Raw genomic sequence first — 16,858 nt, 5'->3', positions numbered from 1 at the left:
CACCTGCAGCGCCTACGCTTGGTTGAGACGAGAGACCAGCTAAGTCTCTCGTCTTTTTTTCATGGGTCAATGATCGACCCCTGAAAACACCCAGACCGCGCTCCCCGAGCCCGACGGGAACCTGCAAAACGCTGCAGCAGTTCTGACCATGGAGTGTCCTATGCGCGCTTTGACACCGTTGTTACTGCTCACCCTCAGTGCTTCCGTCCACGCCGACCCCCTGCCCAGTTTCCTGAATAGCAACGACACCGTCCGCAACCTGCCCGTGCCTAACCTGCCCGCCGACGCGTATCGACCGGCGCCCCAGCAGACCCGACTGCCCGCCCCTGCTGCCAGCGCGGAGCAGCCGTTGCTGATGGACACCAAGGTGACCATTCGAAAGCTGCAGATCGACGGCGGCACGGTCTACCCGCTCAAGGACGTCGCCCAGGCATTCGAACCGCTGATCGGCCATGAAACCAACCTGGCGCAATTGATCGAAGCCACCCGCAGCATCACCCGCCGCTACCAGGAAGATGGCTACCTGCTGTCCTACGCCTTCCTGCCGGAACAGCGCTTCGACGGCGGCCTGGTGCATGTGGTGCTGGTCGAAGGCTATATCCGCGATTACCAGTTGCAAGGCGACATCGGCCCGGTTTCGTCATACGTCGACAAACTCGCCGAAAAACTCAAGGCCGAACGTCCACTCACCCGTAAGACGTTCGAGCGTTACACGACACTGATGAGCGCCATCCCGGGCGTAACCTTGCAGGCCCAGGTACCGCCGCCCGCCACCACCGACGGCGGCACGCCGATGCACATCACCGCCAGCCGCAAACCCTTCACCACCAGCATGAGCCTCAACGAGGCCAGCCGAGGCGGCACGCAGGCGCTGCTCACCGGCACCGGCAACTCCTGGACCTCCATGGGCGAACAACTGAGCCTCAGCGGCCTGTTCCCGCCCGGCGACGACAAAGAACATTACTACCGCGCAGCCTACAGCCAATTCATCAATGCCGAGGGCACCCAGCTCACGCTGTCGGGTGAACGCTACCGCGCCGATCCACGCACCAGCCTGCAACTGGGCGAAGGCCTGGAGCTCAAGCCACACCAGGAAATCGACCGCTACGCCATCGGCTTCAGCCACCCGCTGATCGCGTCGCCCAACGAGTCATTGAACCTCGGCGCCCGCTACTATGCCGTCGACCAGACTACGCGCTACAAGCTCGAAGGTTTCCCGCAACGCCTGGCGCTGCAAACAGACCTGCGCGCACTGGCGTTCGAAGGCGATTGGCGCAAGGCCGACACGACCCAGTTGCGCATCCTCAGCGCCGGTGTGTACCAAGGCATCAACGGCATGGGCGCCAAGACCCGCACAGACTTCGGCGGGCTCAAGCCGGACCTCGACTTCTTCCGTCTGCGCCTCTCCGGCGTGCAGAGCAACAGGCTCTTCGATAACTGGCAAGGTGTACTCTCCGGCGCACTCTACTGGAGCCACCACGACCTGCCCGACAGCGAGCGTGCCACCTTCGGCGGGCAGAATTTCGGCCGTGGCTACCCCGATGACCAGGGCTCCGGCGACAAAGGCTGGGGCGTGGCGTATGAGATCAACTACAGCTACAACCGTGCTGGCGAGTGGGTGCGGATCCTGCAGCCCTATATGGTGCTCGACCGCGCCAGGGCCTGGTTCAACGACCTGCCGGTCAAGGGCAGCGATATGTCATCGGCGGCCCTGGGCCTGCGTTTTGGCGACGCCAGGTACTACAACATTTCCGTGGAAGCGGCCAAGCCGATGGCAGATGTGGCGCGGGATAACTTCGACCGACGGCCGCGGTATACGCTGAGCTTCACTTATCAGCTGTGAATGAGCGCTTAATACCTGGAGTGAGAGAGAGGAAACAGGTTGTTGAGCGTATCGATCAGGCGCACCAGATAGATCGGCTTGCGGAACAGGTCCAGCACCTGCAGGCGCAGCATGTCGCTGACGTCATCCATCTCGGCATGGCCGGACATCACGATCACCGGCAGGTGCGAGCGCGAGGTGTGTTCGCGCAGGCGCTTGATCAAGGAAATGCCGCTTTCCTCAGGCATGCGCAGGTCGGTAATGACCAGGGCGATATCCGGATGCAGTGTCAATTCTTGCAAGGCGAAGGTCACGGAGGTGGCGGTAAAACAGACAAAGCCCTCGTGTTCGAGGGATTCGGCCAGCTCAACCAGAGCATCCTCTTCGTCGTCCACCAATAGTATTTGTTGGCGAGACAAAGAAGATGTGCTCATGGCCGTACCTGGAAGAATGGGGTAATTGAAGAATAGCTGCTGCAACTTGGCAGTCAGGTCGCCGTTGGCAGCTTGGTAGCGATCGACGTGAAAATTCCACTTATCTTGGTGCCCAGGCCGGTTCCGGCACCCACAATGACAAGGGCCACCAGCGCCACGATAATGGCGTATTCAATACCTGAAGCAGCCTCTTTGCGTTTGAAGAACAGTTGTGTTTGAACATATAACTTCAACATCAGGTCAAGGAACATACGACTTCTCCCTAATACGCCACTAAAAGCCAGTACGGCTCTAGCACGATGTTTGCGACGTGCAATTAGAGCATTGCCAACAAACCTCAGCCTCACAACTGTAAGAACTCATTAATCACAAAGTATTAGTCGTCGGCCCATGCCTGACTACCCGGCTGCAAATAGCGTTCAAATAAAATTTTATCCGTGACAAATGGCGTTTCGTCCTGGCTGAGCTACCTTCAAATAGCCAAATCGTTAGATGTTCATCACAGCCAGGTTGCGAATTAGTTCGTTTGGATTGACGAACAGGTAGTGCAACGGGAAAGGGAGAGCCGTCATGAACAGTCGCATCAGCATGGCCCTGGCCGCTGTGCTGCTAATCGGGGCATTGATTGCAGGGTACTGGGGGCTGGTGTTGAGCCGCCAACCGGAGCCCGTCGCAACACCTGTCATTTCTGCCGAAAAGCCCACTGCTGTCGTCGAAGACCAGACCCGCCAACCAGTGGTCGTACTGGCGCATGACGTCCCTGCCTTCGTTGCACTTACCGCTGCCGACCTGGTCGTGGAAAAACTCCGCACGGTGCCCGCCGGCAGCCTGACGCGGCTGGACCAGGCCATCGGCCGCCAACCACTGCGCGCACTGGGAGCAGGTACCTGGCTCAGCGAAGAAAGCTTCAGCGCCGGCGGCCCGCTTGCCCGCATGATTCATCCCGATGAGCGCGCATTGGCCGTGGCCGTCGACGAGGTGATCGGCGCGGCAGGCCAACTGAGCCCCGGCGACTATGTGGATGTGCTGCTGTTCCTGCGCCAGGATGCTGGCAACGCGGAGCAGTCGGCACAAATCGTCCTTCCAGCCCTGCGCCTGCTCAGCGTCGGTGACCAATTGGGCCTGGCCAACGATGGCTTGCCGGCCGTGCCGCCCGCCGCCACGCCCGAGGAGCGCGCCCAGGCTGCCCAGCGTCGCGCTGCTGCACGCACCGTGGTGTTGGCCGTGCCGGAGCCTCTATTGAGCCGCCTGATGCTGGCGTCGCAAGCCGGTACCTTGCGCCTGGCCGTGCGCAGTGCCGAGGAGCAACTGCTCAGCCAGTACTGGGCCGGGGAAAACGACGCTTCGGACAAACTGGCCAATGCCAATCGTGACCTCTACCAATTCACCCAGCTTGCCCTTGTGGGACCGCCCAAAAGCGTCGCGCAAATCAGCGGCGCACCCGCTGTACGCCGGGGCGTCGAGGTGATTCGCGGCGCGCAGGCCACTGAACAAACCCCGTGATTGAGCAAGGATGCCTTGAATGAGCCATCGCTACGCCCTCATGTTCACGCCAATTGCCTGGGCCTTGATGCTGACAAGCCTGCCAGCCGCCATGACCCTGGCGGCACCCGGCAATTGCAGCGCCCTGGGCCAGTTGCCTGCCGTGGTCGAGGTGGGCGAAGGCTTGCAACAGGAGCTGCAATCGCCGGTGCCAATCACCCGCCTGGCGATTGGCGACCCGAAGATCGCGGATGTGCGCGTCAATGGTGACCGTCATTTCCTGCTGACCGGCGTCGCCAGCGGCGCTACCAGCCTGATGGTGTGGACTGCCTGTACCAAGGCGCCGCGCCAGAGCATGGTGTTCGTCAAGGGCAAGGCCACGTCGGCACTGACCAGTTTGTCGCGGCCACCCTCCGAAGACCCATTGCTGCCCAGCCAGGTGCAGACGGATATACGCTTTGTCGAAGTCAGCCGCACCAAGCTCAAGGAAGCCAGCACCCAGTTCCTGGGGCTGGGCAACAATTTTTTCCTCGGCAGCCCCAACCTTCTCTCCCCGGCAGAAGGTGTGTTCAAACTGCCGGTGAGTGCCGAGTCTTTCAATGTCGGTTTTGGCGGCGGTCGGGTCAAAGCGATGATCAACGCCCTCGAGAGCAGCGGTTTTGCCTACACCCTGGCGCGTCCCAGCCTGGTAGCGCTGAGCGGCCAGAGCGCAACCTTCCTGGCCGGCGGTGAAGTACCTATACCCGTACCCAGCGCCGGCAGTGACACCATCTCCATCGAATACAAGGAATTCGGCATTCGCCTGACCCTCACGCCGACGGTGATTGATCGCAACCGCATCACCCTCAAGGTAGCGCCGGAGGTCAGCGAGCTGGACTACAGCAACGCCGTACAGATCCAGGGCATCCAGGTGCCGGCCCTGACCGTACGCCGCACCGACACCAGCGTGTCCCTGGCCGATGGCGAAAGCTTTGTGATCAGCGGCCTGATCAGCACCAACAACCGCTCCAGCATCAGCAAGTTTCCGGGGTTGGGCGATATCCCGGTCCTGGGTGCGTTTTTCCGCGACACCAATATCCGCCGCGAAGAAAAGGAGCTGCTGATGATCGTCACGCCGCATCTGGTGCAACCGCTGGCGGCCAACGCTCAGCTGCCTTCCTTGCCCGGCGAAAAACTGCGCAACTATGACCCCAACTGGTACCGCCTGTTTTTCCTCGAAAACGGTAATTTCGACCGCCGCAGTGGACTTTCCCAATGAGCGATAGCTTGAGCCAGACGTTCCTCGCCATCACTCGCAACACCATCGACCTGGAGTGGCTGCAGGGTGCCCTGGCGCCCCTTGGCCAAGTCGTGAGCGCTGGCACCGGCAGCCTGGACGAGCTGCTGGCGCTGGTCGACGTGACCTTTGCCAACCTGGTCTTCATCGGCCTGGACCGTGAAAATCTGGTGGCCCAGAGTGCGCTGATCGAAGGCGCCCTGGAGGCCAAGCCGATGCTCGCCGTGGTCGCCCTGGGCGACGGCATGGACAACCAGTTGGTACTCAACGCCATGCGGGCGGGCGCCCGGGATTTCGTCGCCTACGGCTCACGCTCCAGCGAAGTGGCCGGCCTGGTGCGCCGCTTGAGCAAGCGCCTGCCGACCATCACCCCCAGTGCACACTTGGGCGGCCTGACCGTTCTGTTTGGCACCCAAAGCAACGCCGACGGCGCGATGCTGGCGACTCACCTGGCCCTGGTGGTGCAAAAAAGCGGCCAGCAGACCCTGCTGCTGGATCTGGGCCTGCCACGCAGCGACAGCCTGGCGCTGCTGGGGCTGGAGAGCACCTTCAACTTCGGTGACGCGTTGCGGCATTTGCGCCGCCTCGATACCACGCTGATCAACAGCGCCTTTACCACAACCGTGGATGGCCTGCGCATCCTGGCGTATGCCACCGGCGACGAACCGCTGAAACTGACCAGCGCCGCCGAGCTGTACATGCTGCTCAGCGCACTGCGCCAGCACTTCCAGCACATCGTCGTGAACCTTACCGGGCAACCGGACAGCGACGCACTGCGCACCTTTGTCGGCCACTGCGACAAACTGCTGTGGTGCACCGACCAGAACGTACTGGACTGTCGCCGCAACCTCGCGGTGCTCAATCGCTGGCGCGACAAAGGCATGAAACTCGACCACGCCAGGCTGGTGGTCGACCGTTATATCAAGTCCTGCGTACCAGACACCGACACCCTGGAAAAAAGCTACGGCCTTGAGTGCATCGCCGTGCTGCCGCTGAGCGCCGAACTGCGCCTGAACGTAAAGAACCAGGGCCAGACCCTGTTTGCCCTGGCCCCACGTGAAGCGTTGAGCCAGGCCGTGCGCACCTTGGGCGAACGCCTGGCGAAACGTTCCGAGGGCTTGGAAAAACCATCAATGCGTTGGTTCGAACGCATCCTGGGGACGGTGCGATGAACGGCGAGAAACTCTTCGGCGGCCCGGCCCGCAGCGGCGGCAACACGGATCACGATGGCTTGAAGCTGGTGCTGCATCGCTACATCATCGACGCTATCGAGGAGTCGGGTAAGAACCTGCTTGAAGACACGCGCCAATCCCTGGCGCAATTTGTCGTCGACAAGGTGTCCGAGTACATCACGCGCATGCGCCTGGCGATCTCGCGCTATGAGATGGAACGCCTGGCCGAAGAGATCGTCGACGAACTTACCGGTTTCGGCCCGCTGGAGGTGCTGCTGCGCGACCCTTCGGTCACCGAAATCCTGGTCAATGGGCCGCACCGGGTGTTTATCGAACGTGAGGGCCTGCTGCATCAGAGTGACCTGCGTTTTATCGACGACCATCACGTGGAGCGCGTGATGCAGCGCATCCTCGCGCCGTTGGGCCGGCGCCTGGACGAATCCTCGCCGATGGTCGATGCACGCCTGCCTGACGGTAGCCGGGTCAACGCGATCATCCCGCCGATTGCCCTGGATGGGCCATGCCTGTCAATCCGCAAGTTCCGCAAGGACATGCTCAAGAGCAGCGACCTGGTTGCCATGCAGACCATCGACCAGAGCATCTTCGAGTTTTTCCAGGAAGCCGTCGGCAGGCGCTGCAATATCCTCATCAGCGGCGGCACCGGCACCGGCAAGACTACGTTGCTCAATATTCTCAGCCAGTTGATCAATCCCCACGAGCGTCTGGTGACCATCGAAGACGTTGCCGAATTGCAACTGGGGCATCCCCATGTGGTGCGCCTGGAAACCCGCCCGCCCAATGCCGAGGGCCACGGTGAGGTCAGGTCCAGCGACCTGATTCGCAACGCCCTGCGGATGCGCCCGGACCGCATCATCCTGGGGGAAATCCGTGGCGTGGAAGTGCTCGACGTAATGACGGCCATGAACACCGGCCACGACGGTTCCATGAGCACCGTGCACGCCAACAATGCCCAGGATGCGTTGCTGCGCCTGGAAACCCTGGTGGGCCTGACCGGCCGCGTGATCGCGGAAAAAACCCTGCGCCAGATGATCTGCGCCGCGCTGGATGTGGTGATCCAGCTGACGCGCATGCCCGATGGCCGTCGTTGCGTGAGCGAGGTGGTGGAAGTGGTCGGTGTGCGCGATGACGTGTATGTCACCAATACCCTGTTCCGGCTGGACCGGCGCACCGGCGTCGGTTTCCTGCGCGAAGCCATCAACCCGGCCGGCGATAAGTTGCGCCGCGCCACAGCCATGCCGCTGTAGGGAGCGCCTGATGACAGGACCTGTATTGCTGCTGGTTTGCCTATTGCTGATCGGTCTGTCGTTCTGGCTGTTTCAGCATGGCCTGCGCAAGGCCCGGACCAGTCGCGTGCTGGAGCGCCTCGGCGATGGCCAACCCGAGGCCCAGGAGCAGCCCGGCACCTGGACCGGCCTTGAGCGCATGTTTCTGCGCGCCGGGCTGGGCAAACCCAAGGAACGCCTCGGCCTGTGGCTGAGCGCGTGGGTGGTCGGCGCCCTGCTGGGCTACTTGGTCGCCGACTGGCTGGGCCTGGTGTTGATGGCCCTGGGCCCGCCCCTGGCATTGCGTGCGTATATCGCCTGGCGTTACCAGCAGCGGGTGCAACGCATGGTCGAGCAACTGCCGCAGCTGTTGGACCATAGCGTACGCAGCCTCAAATCCGGCCGCACCCTGGCCGACGCGGTATTGGGCGGTATCGAGAGTGTGGAAAACCCGCTCAAGCACGCCATGGGCCGCATGCAGCGCAACGTGCGCCTGGGGGTGAGCCTGCCGGATTCGGCCAGCGACTTCGCTGAATTCTACGAACAGGACGAGTTCCGCCTGTTCGCCCTTGGCCTGAAGGTCAACCACCGCTACGGCGGCAACGCCAGCGAACTGCTGGAAAACCTGATCAAGATGATCCGCGAGCGGGACCAGGGCGCCCGGCAACTCAAGGCGATGACGGGCGAGACCCGCATGACGGCCTACGTGCTGGGCGGTTTGCCGATCCTGATCGTGGGCTACTTCATCCTGGTCAACCCTGGCTACTTGATGACCATGTGGAACGACGACACGGGGCGCTCCCTGCTGTTCGGCGCACTGGCGATGGACCTGACGGGCACCTTTGCCATGTGGCGCATGCTGAGGAGTGTGTGAGATGGCCCTGATGGTCAGCCTGTTGCTGGCACTCGCCGCCATGGTACTGGTGGGCGGGCAATGGCTCGAACATCGCCGTCGTGATCGCCGGGTCGTTGAGCGCTTGCAAGGGCGCAGCGCCAGCGATGACAAACTTGGCACGTTCATGCGCCAACTGGGCGCAAGCACGCTGGCCCAGCGCTCAGTCAGCCTGGATAACGAGACCCAGGTCCTGCTCAACCGGGTCGGTTGGCGCAAGGCCAGCCAGCGCTCGCTGTTTGCCGCCTTCCAGATCGGCGTGCCTGTCGCGGCGATGGGCCTGACCCTGCTCGGCCAGCAACTACTTTTCCCTCACGCCAGTCCCGCCTGGATTGCCCCGGCGGTCGCCCTGGGCATCGGCTACCTGTTGCCAAAACGCGTGCTCGCCGCTGCCGCCAAATTCCGCCAGCAGCGCATCGCCAAGGAAATCTCAACCTTCATTCCGCTGCTGCGCATCCTGTTCGAGTCGGGCATGGCGATTGAACAATCCCTGCGCGTGATGGCCAACGAAGCCCAGCGCTTGCTTCCAGACCTGACCCACGAATTGCGCCTGATCCTGGCACGCGTCGACTCCGGCCTGGAACTGAGCGAAGAACTGGGCAAGACCGCGCGCATATTGGAGGTGGATGAGTTCACCGACACCTGCATCATCCTCCAGCAATTGATCCAGCAGGGGGGTGGCGCGATGAAATCCCTGCTGACGCTCAAGCAATTGCTCGACGACCGGCGCCTGACCCGCATGCAGGAATACATCTCGAAAATGTCGGCCAAAATGTCGGTGGTGATGATGGTGTTCCTGTTTCCCGCCTTGCTGATCGTGCTCGGCGGCCCCGCCTTTATCGGCATCGCCCGCGCCTTGAGCCAATTCTGAGGACCACCTTGATGAAACCACTGATTGCCGGCCTGACCCTGCTGATGCTCGGCGGATGCGCCACCAACGGCCACACCCCATGGGCCGCGTTGACCGCGCCGGGCAGTTGCGCCAAACCCAGTGCGGAGCAGGAACTGACGCTGAACCTGTCCGATGACCTGGCCAACGAGGGCAAGCTGCACGCCAGCCTGGCCAACCTGCAGAACCTGCCCGACAGCTTGCCCCAGGTGCGCCAGCGCCAGGCCCGTAACTTTCGCTTGCTGGGCCGCAGTGAGGCCGAACCCTTGTATCGCAGCCTGCTGGGTACTTGCATGACCGCCGAAGGCGAACATGGGCTGGGGCAACTGGCAGCGGCCAAGGGCGACCACCCACAGGCGATGGCTCACCTGCAAAGGGCCGCGCGCCTGGCGCCCACCGATGAAAAAATCCGCAATGACCTGGGCGTGGTGTACCTCAACCAATTGCGCCTGGAAGACGCGCGCTTTGAGTTCATGACGGCTATCGAGCTCAAACAGGGCGACACGCTGGCAGCGGTCAACCTGGTGACCTTGCTGATTTATCAGGATGACTGGGGGCAAGCGGCCAGAGTGGTCAGCCAGCTGGGCTTGAACCCCGGCCAGGTCACCGAGGCACAGGCCCGCGCGGCCCGGCTCAAGCACTCAGCCAGGACCGCGCGCAACGTCGCAACGGCCGCCGATGCCCTGCCGGTGAGTATCAAGTAAGGAGTCGATGATGAAAGCCCATTACGTTGTGTGTCTGGCGCTGCTGCCATTGAGCGCCTCGGCTATTCCACCGGGGCCTTCGTCCCCGCAGCAGGCCGAAACGGAAAACTGGATGGCGTTGCAGGTCGATGGGCGGGCAGCCTCGCCGACACCGCAGAGCACCACCCCGGCAGAAAAGGAGCAGGCATTGCAGCGTTGGCTGGACAGTCACAAGCACCCGATTCCGGAGTTCTTTGAAACCAAGTCGGAGGCGGGCGGCAAGAGCCAATGAACGCCGTGCGTCAGTGCGCACTCACCTGCTGGCGCATCGGCGAGTGGCTTGGCGACAACGCGAGCGCCAGCTGGGTGCGGTTGTGCATATGGGTCAGGCGCAACACCTGGGACACATACAGCTTGACGGTGTTTTCGGTGATGCCCAATTCGCAGGCGATCTGGTAATTGGTCTGGCCCTTGCCTACCAGCCACGCCACCTCCATCTGACGGGGTGACAGCTGGTTGAAGATGGATGGAACCTGCGCCGCTCCGGCGTCTTGCCGCCCCTCGCCGTCAGCCTCCTGCAGCGGGCCGCGCCGTACCTTGTCGAGGTCCTGGTACAAGTCATTGATGGATTCGGAAAGGTACTGCAGTTTCTGGTTCAAGTGCCCCAGTTGCAGCTCCTTTTGCCGCTCTTCCAGCGCCGCTTCCTGGCGCTGCAGGCCCTCGAGCAACTCATCTAGGTTGATCGGCTTCTGGTAGTAATCCGAGATGCCCGCGCGCAGGGCCTTGATCACGTCCTGTTTGTCGGCACGCCCGGTGAGCATGATGGCCTCGAACGCACGCTGCTTGCCGGCGATCTTCTGCATCGACTGCACCAGCTCGATCCCATCCATGTCCGGCATGTGCAGGTCACACAGCACCAGGCCGACCTCGGCGTCCTCGCTGAAACGCTGCAAGGCCTGGCGGCTGGATTCGCACGGGACGCAGTGGTAGCCACTGCTTTCGAGGAACTCGCAAAGCTCCTCAACGATCAGCGGTTGGTCATCGACCACCAGCACTTTTACAGCCGATTTCAGCTTGTTCACACGCGACTCCATGCCTGGCAAGCCAAAAAGACTGACCTATCCGTTTGGACGAAAAATCCTATACATCCGTTCCATAAACGTAGACCTACTTTCCGACTCTGTACATAGCAATAGAGGCATTGTGCGACTAAAGGGTCCATACCCCATACAGCACAAAACCCGCGAATAAAAACGCGGCGAAAGGCTGCTTGGCAGGCGGGCCTTGCACCCGATCAGCAGCGCGCGGGCCGAGCTGTTGACGAACGACCAACCAGCCGACCAGGGTGATGGCGGCACCGATCAGGGACCACAACACATGATCCACCGTGGTGGCCAGGCCCAGCGCCGCGAGCAGCTTCACGTCGCCCGCACCGAAGCGGTCCAGCGAATAGCCCGGCAGGGTCAACAGCAGCGCCAGGGCAAACGCCAAGAGACCGGCGCTCGCCGGCGCGCCCAGCCAGGTGGCACCTGTGCACAACAGGTATAACAGCGCCAGCAACGCCACGCCCAGGGTCAAGCCATTGGCGATCTGTCGCCGGCGAATATCCTGCACCGCACAGACTCCCAGCCAGATCACTATCACTACGCCATGAATCACGTAAAAAACGTTCCTTTTCGCTGAATGATTCTATGCTGATATCGAGTCGTAGACGTCAGGGTAGACGCAGTCATGAAAACAGGCCTGCCGGCAAAGCAAAAAGGGGCTGCGGCGATCGAGTTCGCCTTGGTCTTCGGGATCTTTTTTGCGGTGTTCTATGGCTTGATCAGCTTCAGCCTGCCGCTGCTGTTGATGCAGTCGTTCAACCAGGCAGCGGCCGAGGCCGTGCGCCAGGCCATGGCGGTAGACCCGGTTGCGGCTGGATCGGCTTACCCCACCCTTGTCACCCAGCGGGCGAAAGATGCGGTAGCGGCGCAATTGAGCTGGATCCCCGCCAACTTCCAGTTCCAGCCGTCCTTCATCAGCGCCACCTACACCGGCACCACGCTGACTGTCACGATCAAATACCCCTCCTCCAACCTCTACTCCGTATTCCCGGCGCTGGTGGTGCCAGGCATTGGCACTGTACCGAACCTGCCGACCAACCTTTCGGCCAGCTCGAGTCTTCAGTTTTGACTGCGGGGAATAATTTCTTCGAGCGCCTGCGGGGCCGTGTCGGCACCCAGGCCTTCGAGGCGCCCACTGTCCCTGCGGCAGGGCTGCGCGTGTTATTGGATCATCAAGGTCATGTGGTGGACATCAGCGGCACACTGCGTTCGCAACTCGCCATGCCCGTCGCGGGTGAAGCACGGCCGCTGCTGCGGGAGTTGCTGTGCGCCAGCAGCGCCTTGAGTATCGAAGGCAGCCCTGCCGACTGGCAACGCCATACCCTGGACCTGGACTTCCAGGGCTCTGCCGGCCAGGTCCTGCCCACCCGTGGCTGGGTCGAGCCGGAGGGCGACCGCTGGGTGCTGCACCTGCTGGACATCGGCGACTTGCTCGCCGGCCGCCACCTGGCTGAACAGCGCGAGCAGAACCACCAACTCGCCTGCAGGATGAGCGAACAGTTGCGAGTGTGCAGCCTGAGTCGCCTGCCCGAGACGTTCAACGAGCAACTGCGCAGCCTGGCCCAACGCTGGCGTATCCCCTGTGTGGCCCTGGCATTGCTCGATGAAGCCAACCAGGGTTGGCGGATCTACAGCCAATACACCGCTCACGACGCCCCGGGCTTGTGGCAAACCGGCCAACATCTGGGGGCCAGCCTGGACAGTGTCAACGGCAACGCGCTCCTGAGCCTGGCCCACGGGCGCATTGACAACCCCCGCCTGCAGAGCATTTTCGGCGATATCGACGGTTTGCTGGTGCCCTACCGTGACAGCCAGGGCGTGGCAGCCTGGTTGCTCTGCGGTTTCTACGGCGGCGAACCGCACACCCGCGAACGTGACTGGCTGGACCTCACCGCCGCACTCGCCGCCCCGCTGCTGAACCGCCTGCGCGAACAACGCAGCCATCAGCAACTGGAGCGCATGGAGGCCCTGCAAGAACTGCTCGGCACCGGCTGGTGGGAACTGCTGCCCGCCACCCAGGAGATCCAGCTCGCCCCCCAGTTGCTGCATAGCCTGGGCCAGGAACACGGCGCCACGCGCCAGGCACTGGCCCTCTGGCTGGAGCTGATCCACCCCGCTGATCGCCAGGAACTGCTCAGCCACCTGCAAGACCTGCAGGCACTGGACAAACCCCTGCTGACCAGCGTGCGCCTGCCAGGCAGTGACGCGGACCACACGCCCATCTGGTATCGCGTGCAGGGCCAGGTACTGGGCGTGGGCGACAACCGGCGCTGGGTCGGTTTCATGCTCAACATCAGCGACATCAAGAACCAGCAACTGCAAGCCGCCGCCGCCCATGCACGCCTGGATAACCTGATCGCCAGTTCACCGGCGGTGATCTACGTGCAGCGCTATGTCGGCGGCGCGCTGCACCCGGCGTTTTTCAGCGACAGCCTGTTGCCGCTGCTGGGCTGGAGCCTGGCCGATTGCAGCCATGACGGCCTGGCCTCGTTGATCCATCCCGAAGACCGTGAGTTGTACTTCCAACGCACCCGTCAATTACTACGCGAAGGGAATGTACGCAGCCGCTACCGGGTGCGCGACACCCGCGGCGACTACCATTGGCTGCTCGACGAGGCCAAGCTGCTGCGCGATGACTTGGGCCTGCCGGTGGAGGCCGTGGGGCTATGGCTCGATGTGACCGACGCGACCCTGGCCGCCGAACAGGTCAGGCAGAGCGAAGAGCGCTACCGCATCCTGGTGGAAGACTCGCCGGCAATGATCTGCCGTTATCGCCCGGACCTGACCCTGACGTTTGGCAACACGCCGCTGGCCAACTACCTGGAGTGCTTGCCCGCGCAACTGCCGGGGCGGCAATTGGACGCGTGGCTGTCGGATGAACAGCGCCAGGCATTTATCCAACGCATCTGCCGACTGACCCCCGAGTTTCCGGTGAGCACCGCCGAAATCAGCCTGCAGCTGCCCGGGCGCGAACATGCCTGGTGGGTATGGTCCGACCGTGGTGTGTTTGATGAACAAGGTCAACTGGTGGAGGTGCAGGCCGTGGGCCGCGACAACACCGAAGTGCGTCGCTCCCAGCAGCAACTGACCCAGAGCGCCAAGATGGCGACCCTCGGCGAAATGGCCACGGGCCTGGCCCATGAGATCAACCAGCCGCTGAACGTGATGCGCATGGCGATCGTCAATGTGCTCAAGCGCCTGGCCAACGGCGACGCGCAGATCGACTACCTCACCGAAAAACTCAAGCGCATCGACACCCAAGTGCAACGCGCGGCGAGGGTGGTGGACCATATGCGCGTGTTTGGCCGCCGTTCGGAAATCGAACAGCAACCGTTCGACCCAGTGCAAGCCGTGGAAGGGACCATATCGCTGCTGAGTGAGGGCCTGCGCGGCAAAGGCGTGGACCTGCGCATCACACCTGCAGACTTCAGGGTGCAGGTCAAAGGTCATGTCGACCAGCTTGAGCAGGTGTTGATCAACCTGATGGTCAACGCCCGCGATGCGCTATTGAGCCAGCGCGAAACAGCCGCGCAATTGCGCCCCTGGATTGCACTGCACTGCGAGCACGACAGCCGGCATGTGCGCATCTGGGTCGAGGACAACGGTGGCGGCATCGACCCACGATTATTGGAGAGGATTTTCGAGCCGTTTTTTACCACCAAGCCGATTGGGGTGGGGACCGGCCTGGGGCTGTCGGTAAGCTACGGGATCGTGGAAAACATGGGTGGGCGCTTGAGCGTGATCAATGGCGAGGAAGGCGCACGGTTTTGTGTGGAACTGCCGGTGGTTCAGATCACCAGGTAGGCGCGGCCCATCTGACACGTCAGGTTGGCGCCGACTTCGGCGTTGCCCAGGTTGATGCCCAGGGCCGGGAGCAGCGTGTTGACAATGGGGTCGAGCAGCGGTGACAGGACGTCCTGGACAAGGGTGACCACCGCGCTGGTGATGGTAGCCAGGGCCGTCGTAACAGTGCCGTTCGCCGCACCGGGTGTGCTGCCGCTGGGCGGTACGTAGGTAACCTGCAGGCCGCTCAGGGTTGCTCCCAGGCTATTGACGATATTGGCGGTGCCGGTTGGACTTTTGTAGGTCGGCGCGGCATTCATATCGGCGACCGGTAAAAACAGCAACGAGCTGGTCTGCGCTGCCACGGTAGACAACGCCTTCACATTCAAACCACCGCCTACACCCGCTGTACGCGTGCCGCATATCAGCGACAGCACAATGCAGTAGCGCTGGCCAAAATCGATCAGCCTGACCGGCTGCACGGTGACTGGCGCCGATGATGAAAACGCGGTGGCAGGGTCGACATAGCCCACGCCCAAGGTAGCCATGGCGGTGGTGGCCTGCACCGTTAGCGACTTTGTGGCCGGCGTGGCACAGCTGTAGTCCGTGACTTGACTCTGCGCACTGGCCGCCTCGATGTAGATGGACAGTGATTGTGTGATATCCACGTCGGTGACGTTACACGCCACCAGGCACAACACGCCGCCCACCACTGCCGGGATATTCAGGTTCAACAGGCCGCCGACCACCTTCGACACCGGTGTCGCCAACCCGGTCAGGATTGATGAAACCCCCGACACCAGCTTGATGATCGGCGCATCCACCGTAACCAATGTGCGCACTTGCGCGGTTCGGACAACAATCTGATCCGTCTGCGGGTTATTCAGAAGCCCCGCCTTGGCCTTCGCCGGATTACCGATGGCCGACAATTGCGGCGGCTCGATGACTTTGGTCTGGATCGAGACATTGCCCACCAGGGGAATATTCACCTGAGCGGCCGCACTCACCGCACCCTTGCTATTGGACAGCTGCGCCACGGCCTCCAGCAATTGAAACAACTGCACGTTGGTATTCAGCGCCGCGGCCGGTGTTCCGCTGGCAACCTTCAGCAGGTCTGCGACTTTCAGCAGCTGGGTATTGGGCGCGATGGCTTTCAATGAAATCACATCGTTGATGACCGCCGTCGCCACCGCTCCGTTTTTTTGCAGCACCTTTACCGCGGCATCGATCAGCTGGTTGGCGGATACGGCGGTGTTGAGCAGCGCATCGTAGTCACCCGCCGTCACGTTCAGCTCAATCGCCAACTGGTCCAGGTAGCCGAGCAGGTTGAGGTTCGTCGCCAGCAAGCCATTCCAGCCCGCCGCCGTCAGCGACAGGCTGCCGCCCAACAGGTTGCCAATGACCATGTTCAATAGCGGGGACTTCGCCGAATCCACCGTCGCCAGGCTGCTGCGAATCGTCAGTTGCGCCACTGGCGGCGCGTACGCGGCCACGGCGCTGGCAGCCAGGGTCATCTGGGTGGACGCCGGCGTACCGCTGAACATATTCCAGATACCGGTGGCGACGCTGGTTACTACGCTGCGCGTCGCCACTACCCGAATGGCCTCGTTTTTGCTGGCGTCGGCGCTGAATACGCGGATGTTGCCGGCATTGGTCGTCAATGTGCCGCAGGTCACGGCCAGGCCACGACTGCTGTCGCCGGCAACCACGGTGAAGCCATTGCGCGCGGCGTTCTGCACGGCATAGTCGTTGGCGCTGGTGGTCGGGCTGCACAGGCCACCACGCCCGGCGGCCTCCAGGGCGGCGGTGTCGGCAATGGACTGCAGCTTGCGCTTTTCCAGGTAGAGGCGGCCGCTGTCCACCGCCAGCAGCAGGAACACCAGCGCTAACGCCAGGGTGCCCGCTGCCATCAAGCCAATCGCACCACGCTGCCTGCAACCGAGTCGGGGAGACATCAGGCACTCCTTAGCGCTTACTCTCCGTGTTGCGGTGGAGTGTAGACAAGGCTTGGCAGGTGCGCCGGCCGGTCGCTACAA

General features: G+C 62.4%; 16 protein-coding genes. 11 read left to right on the top strand and 5 right to left on the bottom strand.

The genetic code is table 11. The annotated features are described in order from the left end of the window. The first annotated feature begins 160 nt into the window (after positions 1 to 160). Positions 161 to 1,843 carry a ShlB/FhaC/HecB family hemolysin secretion/activation protein gene (locus BLW22_RS33560; protein ID WP_074848675.1) on the top strand — a complete coding sequence of 561 codons (1,683 nt, stop codon included), beginning with the start codon at positions 161 to 163 and terminating at the stop codon, positions 1,841 to 1,843. Between the two features lie 8 nt (positions 1,844 to 1,851). On the opposite strand, the gene BLW22_RS33555 is transcribed toward BLW22_RS33560, so the two are convergent. Continuing rightward, a complete protein-coding gene (locus tag BLW22_RS33555; protein ID WP_027607967.1) occupies positions 1,852 to 2,256 on the bottom strand; it encodes a response regulator in 405 nt (134 codons plus the stop codon). Positions 2,257 to 2,309: 53 nt separating this feature from the next. Beyond that, complete coding sequence (locus BLW22_RS33550; protein WP_027607968.1) at positions 2,310 to 2,507, bottom strand: Flp family type IVb pilin; 198 nt, start codon at positions 2,505 to 2,507, stop codon at positions 2,310 to 2,312. Between the two features lie 319 nt (positions 2,508 to 2,826). Between BLW22_RS33550 and cpaB the strand changes: the two genes are divergently transcribed. The 8 genes from cpaB to BLW22_RS33510 are packed head-to-tail and all read left to right on the top strand — an operon-like array spanning position 2,827 to position 10,225. After that, complete coding sequence (gene cpaB, locus BLW22_RS33545; RefSeq protein ID WP_065925539.1) at positions 2,827 to 3,759, top strand: Flp pilus assembly protein CpaB; 933 nt, start codon at positions 2,827 to 2,829, stop codon at positions 3,757 to 3,759. Positions 3,760 to 3,778: 19 nt separating this feature from the next. Then, positions 3,779 to 4,996: a type II and III secretion system protein family protein gene (locus BLW22_RS33540; protein ID WP_065947177.1), complete on the top strand. Its 1,218-nt coding sequence runs from the start codon at positions 3,779 to 3,781 to the stop codon at positions 4,994 to 4,996. Then, positions 4,993 to 6,186: a CpaE/TadZ family protein gene (locus BLW22_RS33535; RefSeq protein ID WP_065947176.1), complete on the top strand. Its 1,194-nt coding sequence runs from the start codon at positions 4,993 to 4,995 to the stop codon at positions 6,184 to 6,186. The genes BLW22_RS33540 and BLW22_RS33535 overlap by 4 nt, the downstream gene beginning before the upstream one ends. After that, entirely contained in the window at positions 6,183 to 7,451 is a 1,269-nt protein-coding gene (locus BLW22_RS33530) for a TadA family conjugal transfer-associated ATPase (RefSeq protein ID WP_065925542.1), read from the top strand. Before BLW22_RS33535 ends, BLW22_RS33530 begins: the two co-directional genes overlap by 4 nt. 10 nt (positions 7,452 to 7,461) lie before the next feature. Further along, on the top strand, positions 7,462 to 8,343 hold the full coding sequence (locus tag BLW22_RS33525) for a type II secretion system F family protein (RefSeq protein ID WP_074848673.1): 882 nt from the start codon (positions 7,462 to 7,464) through the stop codon (positions 8,341 to 8,343). A gap of 1 nt (position 8,344) precedes the next feature. Beyond that, positions 8,345 to 9,232 (top strand): type II secretion system F family protein, encoded by an 888-nt coding sequence (locus tag BLW22_RS33520; protein ID WP_027607974.1) that lies wholly within the window; start codon positions 8,345 to 8,347, stop codon positions 9,230 to 9,232. Positions 9,233 to 9,243: 11 nt separating this feature from the next. Then, positions 9,244 to 9,954: a tetratricopeptide repeat protein gene (locus BLW22_RS33515; RefSeq protein ID WP_074848671.1), complete on the top strand. Its 711-nt coding sequence runs from the start codon at positions 9,244 to 9,246 to the stop codon at positions 9,952 to 9,954. 10 nt (positions 9,955 to 9,964) lie between these two features. Beyond that, positions 9,965 to 10,225 carry a DUF3613 domain-containing protein gene (locus BLW22_RS33510; RefSeq protein ID WP_027607976.1) on the top strand — a complete coding sequence of 87 codons (261 nt, stop codon included), beginning with the start codon at positions 9,965 to 9,967 and terminating at the stop codon, positions 10,223 to 10,225. A 10-nt stretch (positions 10,226 to 10,235) separates the two neighbouring features. Here BLW22_RS33510 and BLW22_RS33505 read toward each other — a convergent pair whose 3' ends face one another. Both BLW22_RS33505 and BLW22_RS33500 read right to left on the bottom strand, forming a co-directional pair. Next, positions 10,236 to 11,015 carry a response regulator transcription factor gene (locus BLW22_RS33505; protein ID WP_065947172.1) on the bottom strand — a complete coding sequence of 260 codons (780 nt, stop codon included), beginning with the start codon at positions 11,013 to 11,015 and terminating at the stop codon, positions 10,236 to 10,238. Positions 11,016 to 11,142: 127 nt separating this feature from the next. Next, positions 11,143 to 11,592: a prepilin peptidase gene (locus BLW22_RS33500; protein ID WP_074848669.1), complete on the bottom strand. Its 450-nt coding sequence runs from the start codon at positions 11,590 to 11,592 to the stop codon at positions 11,143 to 11,145. A gap of 72 nt (positions 11,593 to 11,664) precedes the next feature. On the opposite strand from BLW22_RS33500, the gene BLW22_RS33495 reads away from it, so the two are divergent. Together BLW22_RS33495 and BLW22_RS33490 are read left to right on the top strand one after the other, a co-directional pair. Further along, positions 11,665 to 12,108: a TadE/TadG family type IV pilus assembly protein gene (locus BLW22_RS33495; protein ID WP_065925547.1), complete on the top strand. Its 444-nt coding sequence runs from the start codon at positions 11,665 to 11,667 to the stop codon at positions 12,106 to 12,108. Beyond that, positions 12,105 to 14,843 (top strand): PAS domain-containing sensor histidine kinase, encoded by a 2,739-nt coding sequence (locus tag BLW22_RS33490; protein ID WP_074848667.1) that lies wholly within the window; start codon positions 12,105 to 12,107, stop codon positions 14,841 to 14,843. Before BLW22_RS33495 ends, BLW22_RS33490 begins: the two co-directional genes overlap by 4 nt. Here the strand turns inward: BLW22_RS33490 and BLW22_RS33485 are convergent. Continuing rightward, complete coding sequence (locus BLW22_RS33485; protein ID WP_074848665.1) at positions 14,828 to 16,777, bottom strand: pilus assembly protein TadG-related protein; 1,950 nt, start codon at positions 16,775 to 16,777, stop codon at positions 14,828 to 14,830. The genes BLW22_RS33490 and BLW22_RS33485 overlap by 16 nt on opposite strands. Positions 16,778 to 16,858: the final 81 nt, after the last annotated feature.

This window comes from Pseudomonas marginalis (genome assembly GCF_900105325.1).
Classification (GTDB): Bacteria; Pseudomonadota; Gammaproteobacteria; order Pseudomonadales; family Pseudomonadaceae; genus Aquipseudomonas; species Aquipseudomonas marginalis.
The sequence above is the reverse complement of the archived record's forward strand: the minus strand, read 5'-3'. Positions and strand labels throughout refer to the sequence as shown.